The 17,595-nt window shown below is 65.5% G+C and carries 17 protein-coding genes; 5 read left to right on the forward strand and 12 right to left on the reverse strand.

The genetic code is table 11. The annotated features are described in order from the left end of the window. Positions 1-11: 11 nt before the first annotated feature. Positions 12-923 (forward strand): DUF2950 domain-containing protein, encoded by a 912-nt coding sequence (locus tag AC1DN9_RS19415; protein WP_478102998.1) that lies wholly within the window; start codon positions 12-14, stop codon positions 921-923. Positions 924-929: 6 nt separating this feature from the next. Here AC1DN9_RS19415 and AC1DN9_RS19420 read toward each other — a convergent pair whose 3' ends face one another. The 12 genes from AC1DN9_RS19420 to AC1DN9_RS19475 form a co-directional block, all read right to left on the reverse strand. Then, on the reverse strand, positions 930-2,615 hold the full coding sequence (locus tag AC1DN9_RS19420) for a SulP family inorganic anion transporter (protein ID WP_478102999.1): 1,686 nt from the start codon (positions 2,613-2,615) through the stop codon (positions 930-932). Further along, positions 2,599-3,135: an N-acetyltransferase family protein gene (locus AC1DN9_RS19425; RefSeq protein ID WP_478103001.1), complete on the reverse strand. Its 537-nt coding sequence runs from the start codon at positions 3,133-3,135 to the stop codon at positions 2,599-2,601. The genes AC1DN9_RS19420 and AC1DN9_RS19425 overlap by 17 nt, the downstream gene beginning before the upstream one ends. Before the next feature lie 2 nt (positions 3,136-3,137). Continuing rightward, positions 3,138-3,956: a polyphosphate kinase 2 gene (gene ppk2, locus AC1DN9_RS19430; protein WP_478103040.1), complete on the reverse strand. Its 819-nt coding sequence runs from the start codon at positions 3,954-3,956 to the stop codon at positions 3,138-3,140. Positions 3,957-4,094: 138 nt separating this feature from the next. Next, complete coding sequence (locus AC1DN9_RS19435) at positions 4,095-5,114, reverse strand: hypothetical protein (protein WP_478103002.1); 1,020 nt, start codon at positions 5,112-5,114, stop codon at positions 4,095-4,097. 22 nt (positions 5,115-5,136) lie between these two features. After that, positions 5,137-5,391, reverse strand: a complete 255-nt coding sequence (locus AC1DN9_RS19440) for an RNA-binding protein (RefSeq protein WP_478103003.1) — start codon at positions 5,389-5,391, stop codon at positions 5,137-5,139. Between the two features lie 27 nt (positions 5,392-5,418). Continuing rightward, positions 5,419-6,201, reverse strand: coding sequence for an enoyl-ACP reductase FabI (gene fabI, locus AC1DN9_RS19445; RefSeq protein WP_478103005.1), 783 nt, complete (start codon positions 6,199-6,201; stop codon positions 5,419-5,421). Further along, entirely contained in the window at positions 6,198-7,391 is a 1,194-nt protein-coding gene (locus AC1DN9_RS19450; RefSeq protein ID WP_478103006.1) for an acetate/propionate family kinase, read from the reverse strand. The genes fabI and AC1DN9_RS19450 overlap by 4 nt, the downstream gene beginning before the upstream one ends. Positions 7,392-7,395: 4 nt before the next feature. After that, the gene (locus AC1DN9_RS19455; protein ID WP_478103007.1) at positions 7,396-8,334 is read right to left on the reverse strand and encodes a phosphate acetyltransferase; all 939 of its coding nucleotides are present in this window, start codon (positions 8,332-8,334) and stop codon (positions 7,396-7,398) included. Continuing rightward, on the reverse strand, positions 8,331-10,697 hold the full coding sequence (locus AC1DN9_RS19460) for a DUF3141 domain-containing protein (RefSeq protein WP_478103008.1): 2,367 nt from the start codon (positions 10,695-10,697) through the stop codon (positions 8,331-8,333). Before AC1DN9_RS19460 ends, AC1DN9_RS19455 begins: the two co-directional genes overlap by 4 nt. A 216-nt stretch (positions 10,698-10,913) precedes the next feature. Next, entirely contained in the window at positions 10,914-12,344 is a 1,431-nt protein-coding gene (locus AC1DN9_RS19465; RefSeq protein ID WP_478103010.1) for a TolC family protein, read from the reverse strand. Beyond that, the gene (locus tag AC1DN9_RS19470) at positions 12,344-13,564 is read right to left on the reverse strand and encodes an HlyD family secretion protein (RefSeq protein ID WP_478103011.1); all 1,221 of its coding nucleotides are present in this window, start codon (positions 13,562-13,564) and stop codon (positions 12,344-12,346) included. The genes AC1DN9_RS19465 and AC1DN9_RS19470 overlap by 1 nt, the downstream gene beginning before the upstream one ends. Continuing rightward, complete coding sequence (locus AC1DN9_RS19475) at positions 13,564-14,136, reverse strand: DUF3302 domain-containing protein (protein ID WP_478103012.1); 573 nt, start codon at positions 14,134-14,136, stop codon at positions 13,564-13,566. Before AC1DN9_RS19475 ends, AC1DN9_RS19470 begins: the two co-directional genes overlap by 1 nt. Before the next feature lie 143 nt (positions 14,137-14,279). Between AC1DN9_RS19475 and AC1DN9_RS19480 the strand changes: the two genes are divergently transcribed. The 4 genes from AC1DN9_RS19480 to AC1DN9_RS19495 all read left to right on the forward strand — a co-directional run bounded on the left by AC1DN9_RS19480 (position 14,280) and on the right by AC1DN9_RS19495 (position 17,511). Further along, positions 14,280-15,473: a porin gene (locus tag AC1DN9_RS19480; protein WP_478103014.1), complete on the forward strand. Its 1,194-nt coding sequence runs from the start codon at positions 14,280-14,282 to the stop codon at positions 15,471-15,473. A 9-nt stretch (positions 15,474-15,482) separates the two neighbouring features. Continuing rightward, positions 15,483-16,262 carry a bestrophin-like domain gene (locus AC1DN9_RS19485; RefSeq protein WP_478103016.1) on the forward strand — a complete coding sequence of 260 codons (780 nt, stop codon included), beginning with the start codon at positions 15,483-15,485 and terminating at the stop codon, positions 16,260-16,262. A 90-nt stretch (positions 16,263-16,352) separates the two neighbouring features. Continuing rightward, positions 16,353-16,826, forward strand: a complete 474-nt coding sequence (locus tag AC1DN9_RS19490) for a universal stress protein (protein WP_478103017.1) — start codon at positions 16,353-16,355, stop codon at positions 16,824-16,826. Beyond that, entirely contained in the window at positions 16,798-17,511 is a 714-nt protein-coding gene (locus AC1DN9_RS19495; protein ID WP_478103019.1) for a hypothetical protein, read from the forward strand. The genes AC1DN9_RS19490 and AC1DN9_RS19495 overlap by 29 nt, the downstream gene beginning before the upstream one ends. The last annotated feature ends 84 nt before the right edge of the window (positions 17,512-17,595 follow it).

A 17,595-nucleotide genomic window follows, 5' to 3' on the forward strand; every position in this document is an offset into this window, starting at 1 on the left:
AGGAGGCATCCATGACGCAAAACACTGACCGGCGCATGCCGACCTTCAAGACCTTGGCGGCCGGCATTGCCGTGGCCTTGTCGCTCGCCTCGGGACCTTCATTCGCGCAACACGCCTACCCAACGCCGGACGCCGCCGCGCAAGCATTCGTCGACGCCGTGACGCGCAGTGATACCGCCGCGCTGGGCGTCGTGCTCGGCCCCGACTGGAAGCGCTTCGTTCCGGCGGGTGGCGTCGATGTGGACGACGTCTATGACTTCCTCGGGGCATGGGCCAAGCAGCACAAGATCGTCCTCGAATCGCCGGGCAAGGCAATGCTCGCGGTGGGCGACAGCGACTGGACGCTACCGGTGCCGATCGTGAAGAGCGCCGCCGGCTGGCGATTCGACCCCCGCGCGGGTGCGGACCTCATGCACACCCGGCGCATCGGGCGCAACGAGCTCGCCGCGATGCAGGCCGCGCTGGCGTACTACGACGCGCAAAAGGAATACGCCCAGAAAGACCGCGACGGCAACGCCGTACTCGAGTACGCGCAGAAGTTCGTGAGCTCGCCGGGCAAGCACGACGGCCTCTACTGGCCGGATGCCGCCGGTCAGGACGAAAGCCCGCTCGGGCCGCTCTACAGTGGCCAGAAAAGCAGCGAGGGCTACCACGGCTATCACTTCAAGATCCTCAAGGCCCAGGGCAAGGACGCGCCGGGCGGTGCTTACGACTACGTGATCGGCGGCCGCATGCGTGGCGGCTTCGCGCTGGTCGCGTGGCCGACCCACTATGGAGAAACGGGCGTGATGAGCTTCATCGTCAGCCACGACGGCACGGTGTACGAGAAGAACCTCGGGCCGAACACCGACGCCGCGGCTCGCGCGCTCACGCGCTTCAATCCCGATTCAAGCTGGCAGAAGGTGAACGTGCCCGGAAGCTGAAGCAGGTCAGGCGCTGGCTCGATACCGGGCAATGGCTTGTTCGACGCCGAAGAACATGCCGTCCCGACCGAGACGCTCGCCCAGCGGCGATCGCTGCACCATCGCCAGCACACCGGGATTCAGACCCGCGAGCCATAGCGTGATGCCGTCGTTTCGCAGCCTCTCCTCGCCTTCCGTCAGCATCTTGAGCGCGGTGTACTCGATGTCGAACACGCTGCTCATGTCGAGGACGACGACCTTGGGGTGCGCCGCGTCGACCAAGGCCTTCATCTTGAGACCGACGCGCTCCGCATTGGCGAAATAGATGCGCCCTTCCGGCCGGATCAGCAGCAACTCGCCGAAGGCCTCGTCTTCGGGATGCTCGTCGGTTCGTGGCCGCAGCACAGGGGTGCCCGGCTTGCGCCCCAGGACATGGACCGGCGGATCGGACATCTGGTAGACCAGCGCCACGAGGGACACGACGATCGCGGCGACGATGCCTTGCAAGGTTCCAAGCAGCACCACGCCCGCCATCGCCACCAGCGCCCAGATGAACTCGGTCTTCCGTATCTTGAGGATCTCCCTGAATTCCACCGGCTTGATCAGGCCCACGGAATACACGATCACCACGGCTGCCAGCGTGGCATGCGGCATCAGGCCGATGAAGGGCGCCAGGAAGAGTGCCGTGACCAGCGCGGCGCCTGCCGTGACGAGTTCCGCAAGCTGGGTGCGCGCGCCGCCGAGACGATTCACGGCCGTCTGCGTGGTGCCGCCGCCCGCCGGCATCGCACCCAGCAACGCCCCGCCGACATTGGCCACTCCCGTCGCCCACAGTTCCCGATTGGGCTCCGGCACCGGCTCCCCGGTACGGACAAACGCGCGCCCTGCAGCGATCGTCTCGGTGAAACTCATCAGCGCGATGCCCAGCGCCGCGGGCCAGAGAGGAATCAACAGTTGCGCATTCGGCAGCGTCACCGGCGGCAAGCCGGTCGGAACAGCGCCGACCGGCGAGACGCCGTAGCGGTCGAGCCCCAGGAACTTCATGGCGGCGATGCCGCCCGCCACGGCGATCAGCGGGGCGGGCGCGCGCGGCGTGAAATGCTCCATCGCCACGAGGGCGATCACGGTGATGACGCCGACGAGCACCGTCGGCACCGATGCTTCCGGCAGGTTCTGCACGATGGAAAGCAGGTTCTGCAGGAACGAGCCCTTCGGAAAATGGATGCCCAGCAGCTTGGGAATCTGGTCCACCACGATGACGATCCCGATGCCTGCCTTGAACCCGACCAGCACAGGCTCCGAGATGAAGTTCGCGACAAAGCCCAGGCGCAGCAGACCCGCCATCACAAGGATGACGCCGGTCATCAGCGCCAGCGTCGCGGAAGCCGTCAGCAGGTTTGCAGGATTGTCGTCCGGCACGACGGCCGCCAATGCCGTGCCCGTCAGGATGGCGAGCGTGGTGGTCGTGCTCACGCTGAGGGGACGCGAGCTCCCCAGCAGCGCGTAGATCACCATCGGGACGAACACCGTGTAGAGACCGACCTGCACCGGAAGTCCTGCGATCGTCGCGTAGGCGAAGGCCTTGGGAATGACGACCGCCGCGGCGATCAGGCCGGCCACGACGTCGGCGGAGAGCCATTCGGACCGGTAGTCGCGAAGCCACCCCGGGATGGGCAAGGCCACGCTGCCGCGCATCTCAACGCGGCGCTTCATCGGGACTTCCCAACGTGCGCTTCACCAGTCGCACGGTCGCGTCGCCGGGACACTGCGAGTCCTGGAAGCCCAGTCGCTTGGCGAGGCCGCGCATGGACGCATTCGTCGAGAGGACGAAGCCCTCCATATAGCGAAAGCCTTGCGATTCCGCGAGCGCCATCAGTGTGTTCATGAGATGCGCCGCCAGGCCCAGCCCTTGCCAGCCGTCGACGATCGCGATGGCGAACTCGCAGGTGTCGCTGCCGGCATTCGACGCATAGCGCGAGCCGCCGATGATGACCTCGTCCGCACCCTCCCCGCTGACGGCGACCAGCGCGCACTCCCGATCCGCCACCGGATGCGTCGCCGCTTCGAGCATCTTGTCCGGGATCTCCCGCATCGTGCCCATGAAGCGCGTGTAGCGAGAGTCCGCCGACATGTTGCCGACGGCCGCCTGGAGCGGTTCCTTGTCCTCGGGCAGGATTTCGCGCACGGTGACGCGGCGGCCGTCGCGCAAGGTCAGCGTGGCCGGAAGGCTCATGCTCAGTAGACCTCGGGAACGACCCTGAGCGGGTGATCCGACTCCTTGTAGTCACCCCGGATCTGTCGCTTCGGCAGCTTGACCTTCTCGCGCGGCACGGTTTCATAGGGAACGTGGGCGAGCAGATGCTTGATCAGGTTCAGGCGTGCCCGCTTCTTGTCGTCCGAACGCACGACGAACCAGGGCGCCTTCGGGAGATCGGTAGCCATGAACATCTCATCGCGGGCGCGTGAATAGTCGTACCAGCGGTTGTAGGACTTGAGGTCCATCGGCGACAGCTTCCAGATCTTGCGGCCGTCCTGGATGCGCGCTTCGAGTCGACGAGTCTGCTCGTCTGGGCTGACTTCGAGCCAGTACTTCAGCAGGATGATCCCGGAATCGATGATCGCCCGCTCCACGAGCGGTGTTGCGGCGAGAAAGGCCTTCACCTGCGCCTCCGTGCAGAACCCCATGACGCGCTCCACGCCTGCGCGGTTGTACCAACTGCGATCGAAGATCACGATCTCGCCGGCAGCCGGCAGGTGCAAGAAATAGCGCTGCAAGTACATCTGCGACTTCTCCCGCTCGGTCGGCGCCGGCAAGGCGACGACGCGAAACACGCGCGGGCTGACGCGCTCGGTGATGGCCTTGATCGTGCCGCCCTTCCCTGCGCCGTCGCGTCCCTCCAGGATCACGCACACCTTCAGGCCAGCGTGCTGCACCCATTCCTGCATCTTGACCAGTTCGACGTGAAGCTCGCGCAGCGCCTTGTCATAGGCCTTGCTTGACAGCGATTTGTTCGCTTCGGGCTTGGCGTCGGCTTCGTTCGCCGCTGGCGGCATCTCCTGGGTTTCATCCTTGGGGGCAGACTTTCCCTGGTGGTGTCTCTTCTCGCTCTTCTCGATCTTCTCGCTCTTGGACATCGCTTGCTCCTCGGTTGTTGAAGTTCCTCGTCTCCGTTTTCGCGCCACTGCCGTCGCTCACAGCAGCCGCGCAGCCTCGTCCAGCAGGTTCCTGCCCTTGGGGACATCGCCCCGGGACACCTGCACCAGCGCGAACGCGCGTTCGCTGGGAGGATCGCCGGGCACGCGTGCGATCTCCAGATCGAGCGTGTGGCCCTCGTCCTCGCCATGTTCCGGGAGCACGACGTTCATCCGGCTCAACCGCAGCCGTCTTGTCGTGACATGGATCAGCTGGCCCGCGTCAGCGAATACTTCGCACATGACGTCGAGCTGCCGGTCGAGCGTCTCGGCGCGCGAGCCCAGGCTCTTGAGTTCACGGTCGTTCTCTTCCATCTGCGTGCGCAGACGTGCCGAATCGGAGGCATCGCCCTGGGCCTGGCCGCCGAGCACCGATCGCATGCCGCTGCCCTGGCGCTCGATCAACCGAAGTCGCGTGGCCAGCAGCGCGCGCTCCTGCTCCAACTCGTCGCGACGCGAGCTGTCCGCGGCGATTCGCGAGAGGGCCTCGATGGCCAGCTGGTCGATCATCCGAAACACGATTTCGCGTCGCAGTCCGGCGTCTTCCGGACCGCAGATGCGGATCTGGTGGTCGCTGAAGCTCACCGTCGTCTGGGGAACGTCCGAGCGGGTGATGCCGCCTTCCTGCGCGACGCCCAGCGTGCGGCGTTCACTCATCGCCATCCCGAGCACCGCAAACCCTTCGCGAAGGCCCTGCTCGTTGTCGAGGAAGCCGCACAATTCCGTGGAGCGACTGAGCACCGGCCCGATATCGTCGGCGGCCCCGAAAAACGCGCGGATGTACGGATCGGATGCCCAACTCGCCGCATTGAGGACGCGTGGCGCAGGAAAGCCCTCGACGAGTTCACGAAGATGGCGCGCCGCCTTCGCGACGGCCGATTGCAGCCGCGCCTCATGGCCGCGCGCCATGCGAAGCCGTGGGTTCAGGGCAATGACGCGCTCCACCATGCGCCCGACGTCCTCATCCCGCGGCGCGTTTCCGTCGCCTTTGTCCCCGAAGAGCCGAGCCAGGAGTCCCATGGCGCGTCGATGGGAGTGAGGATCAGGCGAAGTCGTCGCTCAGGATCTGCGCGGTGAGACGTCCCTTTTTCCAGTACATGTCGTGGATCCGCTCCTTGACCTTGTGCAGCGCCTCCGGATGGACGCCGTTGAAAGTCACGATGACGGCAGGCCGGTTCCCTGCGCCCGGCGCATGCTGGATCTCGTCGTATTCCGGACATCCGTACTTCACGAGGAACGCCTTGATTTCGTCATCGGTCGTTCCCTCGGAAATGTTTCCCATGAACAGTCGTGCCACTGAAGTCTCCTTCGGGAACTTGTCCCATCAAGCCATGATGTTCACGCCGCCGTCGATGTACAGCGTCTCGCCCGAGAGCCGCCGCGCGTAAGGCGTCGCCAGGAAAGCACAGGTGTACCCCACGTCCATGATGTCGACAAGCTCCCCGAGCGGTGCGCGCTGGGCGGCCTCGTTGAGGAGCAGGTCGAAATCCTTGAGACCGGACGCGGCGCGCGTCTTGAGCGGCCCCGGCGAGATCGCGTGCACCCGGATGCCGAGCGGGCCGAGTTCGTAGGCGAGGTAGCGCGCCGACGCTTCCAGCGCGGCCTTGACCGGGCCCATCACGTTGTAGTTGGCGACCACCTTGTTGGCCCCGTAGTACGACATCGTCAGCATCGTGCCGCCGTCCTTCATCAGGGGTGCAGCCAGCCGGGCCATTCGCACGAACGAATGGCAGGAGATGTCCATCGCCCGCGAAAAACCCTCGGCGGAACACTGCAGCAGCCCGCCCTGCAGGTCGTCCTTCGGCGCCCAGGCGATCGAGTGCACCACGACATCGAGGCGGCCCCATTCGCTTTCGATCTTTGCGAACACCGCTTCGAGGTCGCCGGGCTTCGACACATCGAGCGGCATGAAGATCGGCGCCTGCAGTGCGGTCGCCAAGGGCTCGACGTGGGCCCTGGCTTTCTCGCCGGCATAGGTGATCGCGAGGTCGGCACCCAGCTCGCGAAACGCCGCGGCGCATCCGTATGCGATCGAGTTTTCGTTGGCGATGCCGCAGACGAGCACCTTGGCGTCTTTCAGCAAGGGGCGCGGCATTTCGAGCGTCATCGTCCACTCCCTTGACCAAGCACCTGGCGCGTGTGCCGGGCAATCATCAATTCCTCGTTCGTGGGGATCACCCACGCCGAAACCTTGCTCGACGGCGTGCTGATGCGTGGCCCGTCGGCCAGGTTGGCGGCGGGGTCGAGTTCCACGCCCAGCCAGGCCGCATCGCGGCAAACGCGCTCGCGGAGCGTCGACGCATGTTCGCCGATGCCGGCCGTGAACACCAGCGCGTCGATCCCCTGCGCCGCCGCGGCCAGCGAGCCGAGTTCGCGCCCGATGCGGTAGACATAGAGGTCGATGGCGAACTGCGCACGCGGCTCGTCGCTGGCCAGCAGCGCGCGCATGTCGCTGGACACGCCCGAAACGCCCAGCAGCCCGGACTGCTTGTAGATCAGGTCCTCGACCGCACGTACATCCATTCGCAGTTCATCCTGAAGGTAGAGAAGGACGCCGGGGTCCAGGTTGCCGCTGCGCGTTCCCATCGGCAAGCCGTCGACGGCCGTGAAGCCCATGGTGCTCGCAAGACTCCTGCCAGCGGCCATCGCACACATGCTGGCGCCGTTGCCAAGGTGCGCGACGATGGTGCGGCCCGCCGCTGCCTTCGCATCGAACTGCGGCAGCACACTCGCGATGTACTCATAGGACAGTCCGTGGAACCCGTAGCGCCGCACACCGAGGTCCGTGATGGAGGCCGGCAGCGCGAAGGCCTGGGCTGTCTCGGGCTGCACGCGATGAAACGCGGTGTCGAAGCAGGCCACCTGGGGCAGGTCCGGCCGCTGCTGCGCGACGATCTCGATCGGCTTGAGGTTGTGCGGCTGATGCAAGGGCGCCAGGGGAATCAGCTTTGCCAGGGACGAAATCACATCGGGCGTGACCCGCACGGCCCTCGGGAACGCCAGTCCGCCATGGACGACGCGATGACCCACTGCAGACAGCGCATAGCCCTCGCGGTGTTCGCGAAGAAAGTCCGCGATGTAGCCGATGGCGCCCGCGTGCCCCAGTTCGGTCCCCTCCCCCCACGCCTTCGTCTCGATTTCGGTGCCGTGCGCGTCGACGGCCTTGAACCGTGGCGCGGTGAAGATCCCTTCGACCTGGCCGCGCACGATCAGGTCCAACTCGGTGCCATGCGTGGCGAAGGCGCTGAACTTGATGCTCGAAGAGCCCGCGTTCAGCACGAGGATCACGTCAGCCATGGCATCACCCCTGCACTGCCAGGCTCTCACGCCGCGCCTTGGCGACCATCGCTGCAACGGCGCACGATGCCAGCCGCGCCGTCAGCGAATCGGCCCTGCTGGTCAGGATGATCGGCACCCGCGCGCCAAGGACGATGCCCGCCGCATCCGCCCCAGCGAGGAACGAGAGGCTCTTGGCGAGCATGTTGCCGGCTTCGAGATTGGGCACCACGAGCACATTGGCGCGTCCCGCGACGGGTGAATCGATCTGCTTGATCTTTGCGGCCTCGGGGTCGATCGCGTTGTCAAGCGCCAGCGGACCATCGACCAAGGCGCCGGTGATCTGGTGCCTATCAACCATCTTGCACAGCGCCGCCGCCTCGATCGTCGAGGGCACCTTGGGATTGACGGTCTCCATGGCGGAGAGAATCGCGACCCGCACCACGTCGACTTGCAAGGCATGCGCCAGGTCGATCGCGTTCTGGACGATGTCCACCTTATCTTCCAGCGTCGGGGCGATGCTGATCGCCGCGTCGGTGATGATCAGGGCCTGTTCGTGGTTGGGCACGTCCATCACGAAGCAATGGCTGATGCGCCGTTCAGTGCGCAGGCCGACATCGCGCCTCACCACCGCCGCCATCAGCTCGTCCGTGTGCAGGCTGCCCTTCATCAACGCCTCGACCGTGCCTTCGCGGACCAATTGCACGGCCTTGTCCGCCGCTGCATGGCTGAAGGGCGCATCCACGATCGGAATGCCGCTGATGTCGATGCCAAACGTCTGCGCGACGCTCTCGATCTTCGCGCGCGGCCCGACCAGGATCGGCGCGATCAACCCCAGCCGCGTGGCCTCCCGCATTCCCTCGAGCGAACTCTGGTCGCAAGGGTGCACGACGGCGGTCGGCATGGGGGTCAGCGACTTGCAGGCGTCGATCAGACGCTGGTATTTCTCATGCCTCGCGCTCATTTGGATGCCTTCCTGCGCGGTGCTGTCTTTCGGGCCGCGGGAAACTGACCGCGGACCACAACCGATCGCGTCCCCTGCTTGCGGGACTGGTCGCCCAAAGTGACCCGGATCCTGGACAGCATGGCAAGCTGCTCGACGGTCGGCGCGGTCTGCAGCACGCGACGGTCGCCGGTCACACGGTCAAGCAGCGCCAGGAAGCGCTCGCGCTCGCCGGCATCCGCCAACAGGTCGGCCAGGGTCGACACCGCCCGATCGGGCTCGCACCGCGCGATGATTTCCTGCGTTCCGCGAATCGTCCGCCACCGGTAAGGCGTCATGTGCGGCAGCAACTCCGCGTAGTCTTCGGCCAGTTCTCGCCGCAGTTCGAGACGCGACAGCGGCAGCGGCTCGTCGCCTGGCGACAGCAGGAAGGCGGCGCGCGCCACGGCTTCGACGTAGCCGCCCTGCGCGATGGCGGCGAGCGCCTCACGCACCTCCGGCCGGTCCTTCGCTTCCAGCACCTCGTCGACACCCCGCCCCGGGGTTTCATCCCCGCCTTGCAGCGAGAACATGTTCGCGTAGACGCCGAAGAACTGTGCCTCGGTCATCGCATCACGCACCGCGCGATAAAGGTCGAGCGATGCACTGACCATCTCGGCGCCGAGCTTTTCGCCCCGGCGCAACGGATGGTTGGCGTCCAGCGCCTTTCGGTCCGCCCTCACCGCCTGGGCAGCAGGCGCGATCCATGAAAGCCAGGGATTGAGGCTGGAGACCGCCCAGTTCTGGAAGCGCAGCGGATGAAACTCCCGCTGCAGTTGCGCCGTGTATTCGTTCGACATGGCTTGCACCATCGGCCGCGCGAACAGTTCGTAGGCGCGCTGGTTGAACTCCGAGACGGCCGCCACCGCTTCGAACGGCTTCTCGTCCACACGCTTGAAGCGGTTGAGGCGCTCCGCGATGTCCTCCAGCCGGTGTTCGTGAAACTCGACCTCGTAGGCGGGCGCACCGTCCGCACCCTTGTGCTCGGTGATCGCCATGCCGTAGAGGCCCGGCGGCAACAGTTCGATGCTCTTGAGAACGGACACGATCTGCGCGTGTTCCTTCTTCGCGACCGCGCCGGAGACGAAGATGCCCAGGTGCCCGACGTGCTCGTGCAGAAGTCCGACGATGACCTGGCCACGTGCCTTGATCTCCGCCGTGCTGCGATAGACGTCCGCGACCCAGTTGAACGCCTGTTGCGGCGGGGTGATGTTGTCCCCCATCGATGCGAACAGGACGATGGGCGACTTGATGTCGCGCAGGTCGAAGGGCTTGCCGCTGCCCGACTTGACATCGCCCGACCACAGCTTGTTGCCAACGAAGAGGTTCTGGGTGATCCACTCGATCTCTTGCCGGTTCATCAGGTAGTAGCCGCCCCACCAGTGCTCGAATTCCAGGAACCGGGGCGGTTCGGTGTCGACCTTGTCGAACAGGTGGTAGTACTTGTCCCAGAAGCTGTTGGCCGGGTTCAGGTTCTCGAAATTCTGGACCAGGTACGCGCCGTCGAATTTGCCATTGCCCATGTCGGCGGCCATCGAGGCCAGCCACGAACCCCCCAGAAGACCGCCCGAATAGCGCATGGGGTTGTCGCCCTCGCCTTCGTTCCAGGCCCCGCCCCAGTACGACATCGGCGCGCCGTTGATGACGATCGGGCCCGTGTCGTCGGGGTCCGAAGCGCCGAGCATCATCGCGGCCCAGCCGCCTTGGCAATTTCCGATGATGGCCGGCTTGGAACTGTCGGGGTGCAGCGCCCGCACCTTCTTCACGAACTGCTGCTCGGCATTGCAGACGTCGAGCAGCGTCTGCCCCGGCTCGGGGTCGCGGAAGAAGATGACGAAGTACACCGGATGCCCCGCGCGCAGCGCGACGCCGACTTGCGAATCGTCCTTGAAGCCGCCGATGCCGGGTCCGTGGCCGGCACGCGGATCGATGATCAGGTACGGCCGCCGCTTCGGATCGACAAGAACGCCCTTGGGCGGCGTGATCTTCAGCAACGCGTAGTTCACCGGGCGAGCGAACGTGCGGCCGTCGAGGACGACTTCCGAGTCGAAATGCAGGACTGGCTTCAGGCCCTGCGCGTTGTGTTCGACGAAGTTGTTCCCGCGCCGCCACAGCGTGTCCCAGAACAGGATGGAGCGCTGCGTGGCATCGACGGCGTATTGCAGAAGGCTCTGCGGATTCGCACTTGCCGCCGACTTGAGCAGTGATTCACCGCCTTCGGCCTGCACGGCCTTGGTGATGCGCTGGACATAGTGTTCCTGCGCGATCTGCATTCGCTTCTGGAGGACAGAGGCGACCTTCGTCCCGACCTTGTGACTGTGCGCGAGCCGCGTTCCTGGATCCATGGCGATACCTCTAGAGAATGGGATTACCGAGGTGTGTCCGGGCGCTGTGACACGGCTGTGACACCACATCGCGCTGGCCGGGCTATTTTGCGGCGCTCTTCATGCTCATGGCAATTACCGGGCTCGTTCCACGCCCGTCCTGCCATTGTGAGAAGCGGCCGACGAGAGGGGTTTGATATCGATCAACTCGGATCGATCAGTGCCCGCGAAATCCCGTCACTGGGTGCAGCACGGCGAAGGAGCCGCCGCCATGGCCGGCGTGTCGAACCCGCCGCCCAATGCCAGGTACAGATTGGTGCGCTGTGCCAACTGCTCTGTCTGCACGCGCAGGCGCGAGGTGCGCGCCGCGTAGACGGTGAGCTGGCTCTGCTCGACCGAGCGCAGGTCGACAGAACCTACGCGGTACTGGATTCTCGAAAGCTCCAGCGCCTCCTCGCTGTCGCGGATCGTCGCAGCGAGGATGGCGTCGCGTTCGCGCAGCGTCGATTCCGCACCCAATGCGCCTTCGACTTCGCCGAACGCCTTCTGGCCTGCGCGTGCGTAGTCGGCAACCGCCACCTTCTGTTCCGCCGTGCGGATTTCCACCTGCGCGCGCAATGCGCCGCCCTGGTAGATCGGCGCGATCAGGTTGGCGCCGACGCTCCAGACCGGGCTGCTGGTGTCTTTCAGCACGAGCAATTCGCTCGACACATTGCTGCCGCCCGCGGTGAGGCTGATCCTCGGAAGCTGCGCCGCCTTGGCTTCGCCGACGCGATCGAACGCGGCGGCGACGCGACGCTCAGCCGCCACGAGATCGGGCCGGCGCTCCAGAAGTTCCGACGGCACGCCGACGGGCAACGGCGGCGGCATCGGCGAAAGTTGTGTCGCGACGGCGATCTCCGCGGAGGGATAGCGTCCGAGCAGGAGTTCGAGCGAACGCAGGGCCTGCTCGCGCGCGAATTCCACCTGCTTCAGCGCATCGCGATAGGTACCGACATTCGCGCGCGCCTGCGCCACGGCCAGGTTGTTGCCGTTGCCGATGCGCAGGCGATCCTCGGACATTCGAAGCAGGACGTCGGAGGAATTGAGCGCGTCCAGCGTGATTGCGCGTTGCAAGCCCGCCTCGACCGCAAGGAACCATGCCTTGGCCACCATGGCAGCCAGGGACTGCCGCGCGTAGGCATAGTCAGCCTCGGCAGCCAGCGACTGCTCCTTGGCCGCCGCCTTGGCGTAGCGAAGCCGGCCCCATACATCGAGTTCCAGCGAAGCGTTCAGGAAGATCCCGTCCAGCCCGCCGCCGCCGCCCGACTTGCCGCCGCCCAGGCCGACCACGCCCACGGACGGGAGCAACGCGCCCGCCGCCACTTTGACATAGCCGCCGGCCTGCTCGACGCGCGCCGCCGCGACCCGCAGGTCGACGTTGTAGGCCAGGGCTTCGTTGACGAGCGCCGTCAACGCAGGCTCGTCGAAGGTCGCGAGCCATCCATCGGCCACAGGCGCCGTCACGCCGCCGCCCGCCCTGAAAGCCGTCGGCGCGGGCCCCTGGGGCAGCACCTCGTTCTGCAACTCGGCGGCTGTCGGCGGCGTCTTCAGCGCACAGCCGGCGACCGCCGCCGCCAGCGCCAGCGCTGTCGCAACGTGCCATCGATGAAGCGAGGGTGTTCGCATCAGTGCAGCTTCAGGACAAGGTAGTTGGTGATGGATCCGACGCGAAGGATCACCATCCGGAGGATGTGGATCATCTCCACGTGATCGGTATAGATCGCGCCCTGGCCATCCGCGCCCGCGGCAAGGAACAGCTGGGCATCCTGTTCGTCGACCGTGAACTTGACCGGGAAGCGTCCCGGCACCTGCGGAAAGGCGCCGGTCTGCGGCAGTTGGCCCGACTGAGCCACTTGGCCCTGGCCCTGCGCCCAGATGATGGAATCGACCTTCGCCGAGATGATGCGGCCCGGGTACGTCTTGAGCGTGAACTCCGCCGCATTTCCTGGCTCGACGAGCCGCAGTTCATTCTGGTCGTAGAGGGCGACCACCTGGTAGGTCTCTTCGACGAAGCTCATCGCGGGAGTCAGCGGTATCGAGACCACGTAGGAGCCGGGCCTCAACTGGACGTTGATGGCGTATCCATTGGCCGGCGCGTAGACGGACGTCTGGTCCAGGTTCCATTGCGCGTTGCTGAGGGCCGCACGACTGATATCGACCTGCGCCTTGGCCGTTGCGAGTTGGGCCCGCGCCTGGGCGACCGAGGCCTGTTCACCGTTGACCCGCCCGGACAGCTTTTGAGCGACCTGTGCTTCATTCGCAGTGGCCGTCGCGATCTGGCCTTGCAGCTCGATCAGGTTGGATTCGGCCTGTTCAAGCGCGAACTTGTCACCGGCGCCGGTGGACACCAGTTCCTTGTTCTGCCGAACCCGCAATCGTGCAAGTTCGATCCTCGGCTGCAGCGACCTGACCTGTCCCGTTGCGGCCTTGAGTTGCTCCTGGAGCTGGCGTGCGCCGGCCGACGCATCGACCAGGGCCGCCTCCGCCTGCGTGAACTTCGCCTCGTCCGCGACCAGCCGCGCCTTGGCGGCGTCGAGTTCGTTCTGGTACTGGGTCGGGTCGATGCGGAACAGCAGTTCACCCTTCTTCACCAGGCGATTGGGTTCGACCGGCACCTCGAGCACCTGGCCCCGCACCTGCGGAACGACCTGCACCACGTACTTGATGACGCGGACATCCGCCGTCGACGGGGCGACGACGTTGAGCGTGAGGATCAGCGCGGTCAGAAAGACGATCGGGATGATCACCACAATGACTTGCGTCGCGGTGTTCCATGGCAGCCACTTCAGCTTGATGAAGAAGAGCCAGACGAAGAAGGCGTAGATGCCAAGGAGCAGTGCTTCCATCAGGCGCTCGCATCTCTTGCAGCGGCGGCGATGCCCCCGCGGGCCGTGACGGCAGCCAGGTTCTTGCGGAGCACCTTGAGCTCGGCTGTCAGCGCGCCCTTGGCGTCCATCGCATCGAGCTCGTCGCGCAGGTGCTCGATCTCATGCTCCAGGAGTTCGCCCGTCAGCGCCTTTTCGCCCTTCTCGTGGAAGTAGTCCTCGTGCTTCTCGGTGCCATACGCCACCTGATAGCCGACCGGCTTGATGTAGGCCCACAGCCACGCGAGCGGCCAGAGCATGCCCCCGAACACCAGCGACAGCAGGCACAGCGTCTTGATGGCATCGCGCTGGGGATGGTGCCGGTTGTGCGCGATCTTCTCCGGCATGACGTGAACCATCCAGAACAGGACGATCCCGGCGATCGGCACCAGGAAGATGATGAACCAGGCCAGGTACGTTGCAGCCGTGCCCAGGTACTCGTGCGGAATGAACGATGCGTTCGCACTCGTCGGAGCGACCAGACTGGCCACGAAGAGCGCAAGGGACCAGAACCCAAGCCTCGCTGAAGTCCGTTCCCTCGGTGCGAATCGCATAAAGGCTCCTGAACATCCGTGATGATTGGCCGGATGCTAGAGGATGCTAGAGGACTCGTGAAGCGCCAAATTGAGAATCGTCAACTCCCGACAAGGAAGAAACACGCAGACTTGGCCGAAACAATCGTGGGGGAAGAGATGAGATGAATCGCCATGCCGCCGGGGTCGCAGTCGCGCTCGCCCTCGGCGGCGTTGGCGCTGGCACTGCGCATGCGCAGCCCGACGAGCCCCTTGTTCCGGAGGAAGGAAAGCCGGGTTTCGAGTTCTACGGTCAGGCCATGCTCGACGCCATCTACGATGGCGGGCGCATGCACCCTGACTGGCGGGCCACGCTCCGGCCATCGCAGATTCCGGTCATCTGTCCGGGTTCACCCGGATGCAGCGGCGACGGAACAACGCTCTTGAGCGTGCGGCAATCCAGCCTGGGCTTCAAGACGTACATCCCGACGACGATCGGCCCGATCAAGACCGACTTCAGCATCGACCTGTTTGGCACCCATGGCGGCACGCAGGCCCACTTGCTCGATGCCTGGGTCGCGTCGCCCATGTTCGGCGTCGGGCAGACGTACTCGAACTTCATGGACATCGATGTGCTCCCGGACATCATCGACTACTGGGGACCGAGCGGCATGGTCTTCGTGCGCACGCCGCAGTTGCGCTACGTGCCATTCGACCCACAGGGAATGCAGGTGGCGATCACGCTGGAGTCACCCAGTTCGGCGATCGACGCCGGGAGGCTGGCCAGGGTCGACCCGGCGCTCGGCGAAGGCATCACCGGCCACAACCGCGTGCCTGACCTCGTCGCCTCGTTCAGGCTCGAGCGGGACTGGGGCCACTTCCGCTCCGCCGCCATCTTGCGCGAGCTGGGCTATCACAACACCGAGTCGATCACGGGGAAGCCGTCCGGCACGCGGACCGGCTACGGCCTGAACCTTGCCGGTGCATTCAAGGTCGCCGGCAAGGATCAGGTGAACTTGCAGCTCGCGGTCGGGCGCGGGATCGCCAGCTACATGAACGACGGCGGCGTGGACCTGGCACCCGGCGCCGACCTGCGGGCCGAGGCCGTCGGATCGGTGGGATGGCTGGCCTACTACAACCACGCCTGGAGCGACAAGTGGAGCAGTTCGATCGGCTACAGCGAGCATCGGCAGAACAACACCGGAGGGCAGATCGCCACCGCCTTCCACAAGGGCGGCTATTCGTCGGTCAACCTGCTCTACACCACGGCCAGGAACCTGACGATCGGTGCCGAGTTGCTCTGGGGCCGACTCGAAGACAAGATCGGTGCGTCGCAGGTCGACAACCGCTTGCAGTTCTCGACGAAGCTGACCTTCTGAAAGATGCCAATGATCAAAATAGTGGACTACCCACTGCTCGTCTTCGTCGCAAGCTTCCTCTTCCTCTCGTTCTGCATATGGTTCGGCGCGCGCGTGCTCAGAAGATGGTCGAGGCCCCAGGAGAGCACGCGGGACAACTTCAGCATCGTCGTCGGGGCCACGCTGACGCTTCTGGGTCTCCTTGTCGGGTTCGGCTTCTCGATGGCCGTCGGCCGCTACGACCAGCGCAAGAATCTCGAGGAAGCGGAGGCCAACGCGATCGGTACCGAGTACCTGCGGGCCCAGCTGCTGCCTGCAGCGGACGCGGAGAAGGTCCGCGCCCTCCTGCGCGACTATTTCGATCAACGCATCCTGTTCTACACGACGCGCGATCTGGACCAACTCCGCGAGGTCGATGCACGCACGGCAAAGCTGCAGGCCGAACTGTGGTCGGCTGTGGTGGCCCCGGCGGCAGCGGCGCCGCTGTCGCCGTCGGTCGCACTGGCCGTCTCGGGCATGAACGATGTCCTGAACGCGCAGGGTTATACGCAGGCCGCCTGGTGGAACCGGATTCCCCGTGCGGCATGGCTCCTGATGCTGGGCATTGCCGCCTGTTGCCATCTGCTGGTCGGCTACGGCGTGCGAGATGCGCACGCGGAACGCAGCCAACTGCTCGTGCTGCCGCTGGTCCTGGCCATTGCGTTCTTTCTCATTGCGGACATCGACAGCCCGCGCGGCGGCGTCATCCGCGTGAGTCCGCAGAACCTGGTGAGCCTCGGGGATTCGATGCGCCCGCCCGACAAGAAATGATGCCGCCGCATTGACGTGCGTCATTGCGGGCAGCCTGCACCACGCCGACACTGCGGAAGCCGTGGATCGCGTTCAATGGAAGGGATCGCCATGTACCGACGAATTCTTGTCCCCCTGGACGGCAGCGAGGCGTCCACGCAAGGATTGGACGAAGCCGTCCGCATGGCCCTGTCCAAGGGGGCGACGCTGCGGCTCGTGCATGTCGTCAACCGGTTCAGGAGCACGGTCGGCTTTGCGAGCCATGCCTCGTTCAAGCAGCAGTTGCCCGTCATCAAGGAAGCGGGCGAGCGCCTCTTGCAGCAGGGTCGCGAGCGCGCGGAGCGCGAAGGCTGCCACGTGGAAACGACGCTTCTTTCCTCGTTGTCCGAGGATTTGTCGGACATGATCGCGCAGGAGGCCAAGGCCTGGAACGCCGACCTCATCGTGATCGGGACACACGGACGCCGAGGCATCGAGCGGATTCTCTGGGGCAGCGACGCGGAACAGGTCATGCGTGTCGCCCCGGTTCCGGTGTTGCTCGTCCAGGAGACGAGCGATGAAGGCGATGCAGCCGCGCCGGACTAGGGTCTGTCAACACATGACTGAAAGCGACGCCGACGGGGAAACGGCGCGAGAACCGGTTCTCAGCCCGGTGGACCGGGTCTCGGAGATGCTCTTCGGCCTGTTCATGGCGCTCACATTTGCCGGAGCCGTGTCGGTGGCCGACTCGGGGCGCGAGGATCTCCGGCAGATGTTCATCGCCGCATTGGGCTGCAACCTGGCCTGGGGCCTGGTCGACGCCGTCATGTACCTCGTCCGCACAGTCACCGATCGCGGGCGATGGATCACGCTCGTTCGCTCGGTTCGCGAAGCGGCGGATGCGCAGACCGGTCGCCAGCTTGTTGCCGGCTCCTTGTCGCGGGTCGGAGCGAAGTTCGTCATGACGGCGGAACTCGAAGCCATTCGCGGCCGAATCGTCGCCCTGCCCTCCATCCCGTCGCGCCCCACCCTGCTGTGGCGCGACGTGCTCGCCGCCGCGGCGATCTTCCTGATCGTGGTGACGGCGACATTTCCGGTGGTGCTGCCTTTTGCGCTGATCCAGGATGTCCGGACCGCCATGACCGTGTCCCGCATCGTCGCGCTGGCGATGCTGTTCGTCGGAGGCCTCGCCCTGGGCCGCTACGCAGGGTATGGCAGCTGGAAGGTCGGCCTGATGATGGTCGGGCTCGGCACTGCGCTGGTGGCCGCGATCATGGCGCTCGGCGGCTGAGCGCGCCCCCGTCGGGGCCGTCCGTGGGCGCCCCGATCCAGACTTTCCCTACCCCCCTGCCCCCTCCACCAAGGAGGGGGAGTC

It is taken from the genome of Variovorax sp. 05L425 (assembly GCF_056397705.1).

What these genes read in the sequence shown, in the direction of transcription:
- AC1DN9_RS19485 (WP_478103016.1), top strand. Translation starts at nt 15,483, where the DNA reads ATGATCAAAATAGTGGACTACCCACTGCTCGTCTTCGTCGCAAGCTTC.
- AC1DN9_RS19465 (WP_478103010.1), bottom strand. Translation starts at nt 12,344, where the DNA reads ATGCGAACACCCTCGCTTCATCGATGGCACGTTGCGACAGCGCTGGCG.
- AC1DN9_RS19450 (WP_478103006.1), bottom strand. Translation starts at nt 7,391, where the DNA reads ATGGCTGACGTGATCCTCGTGCTGAACGCGGGCTCTTCGAGCATCAAG.
- AC1DN9_RS19420 (WP_478102999.1), bottom strand. Translation starts at nt 2,615, where the DNA reads ATGAAGCGCCGCGTTGAGATGCGCGGCAGCGTGGCCTTGCCCATCCCG.
- AC1DN9_RS19435 (WP_478103002.1), bottom strand. Translation starts at nt 5,114, where the DNA reads ATGGGACTCCTGGCTCGGCTCTTCGGGGACAAAGGCGACGGAAACGCG.
- fabI (WP_478103005.1), bottom strand. Translation starts at nt 6,201, where the DNA reads ATGACGCTCGAAATGCCGCGCCCCTTGCTGAAAGACGCCAAGGTGCTC.
- AC1DN9_RS19470 (WP_478103011.1), bottom strand. Translation starts at nt 13,564, where the DNA reads ATGGAAGCACTGCTCCTTGGCATCTACGCCTTCTTCGTCTGGCTCTTC.
- AC1DN9_RS19460 (WP_478103008.1), bottom strand. Translation starts at nt 10,697, where the DNA reads ATGGATCCAGGAACGCGGCTCGCGCACAGTCACAAGGTCGGGACGAAG.
- AC1DN9_RS19495 (WP_478103019.1), top strand. Translation starts at nt 16,798, where the DNA reads ATGAAGGCGATGCAGCCGCGCCGGACTAGGGTCTGTCAACACATGACT.
- ppk2 (WP_478103040.1), bottom strand. Translation starts at nt 3,956, where the DNA reads ATGCCGCCAGCGGCGAACGAAGCCGACGCCAAGCCCGAAGCGAACAAA.
- AC1DN9_RS19490 (WP_478103017.1), top strand. Translation starts at nt 16,353, where the DNA reads ATGTACCGACGAATTCTTGTCCCCCTGGACGGCAGCGAGGCGTCCACG.
- AC1DN9_RS19455 (WP_478103007.1), bottom strand. Translation starts at nt 8,334, where the DNA reads ATGAGCGCGAGGCATGAGAAATACCAGCGTCTGATCGACGCCTGCAAG.
- AC1DN9_RS19415 (WP_478102998.1), top strand. Translation starts at nt 12, where the DNA reads ATGACGCAAAACACTGACCGGCGCATGCCGACCTTCAAGACCTTGGCG.
- AC1DN9_RS19480 (WP_478103014.1), top strand. Translation starts at nt 14,280, where the DNA reads ATGAATCGCCATGCCGCCGGGGTCGCAGTCGCGCTCGCCCTCGGCGGC.
- AC1DN9_RS19475 (WP_478103012.1), bottom strand. Translation starts at nt 14,136, where the DNA reads ATGCGATTCGCACCGAGGGAACGGACTTCAGCGAGGCTTGGGTTCTGG.
- AC1DN9_RS19425 (WP_478103001.1), bottom strand. Translation starts at nt 3,135, where the DNA reads ATGAGCCTTCCGGCCACGCTGACCTTGCGCGACGGCCGCCGCGTCACC.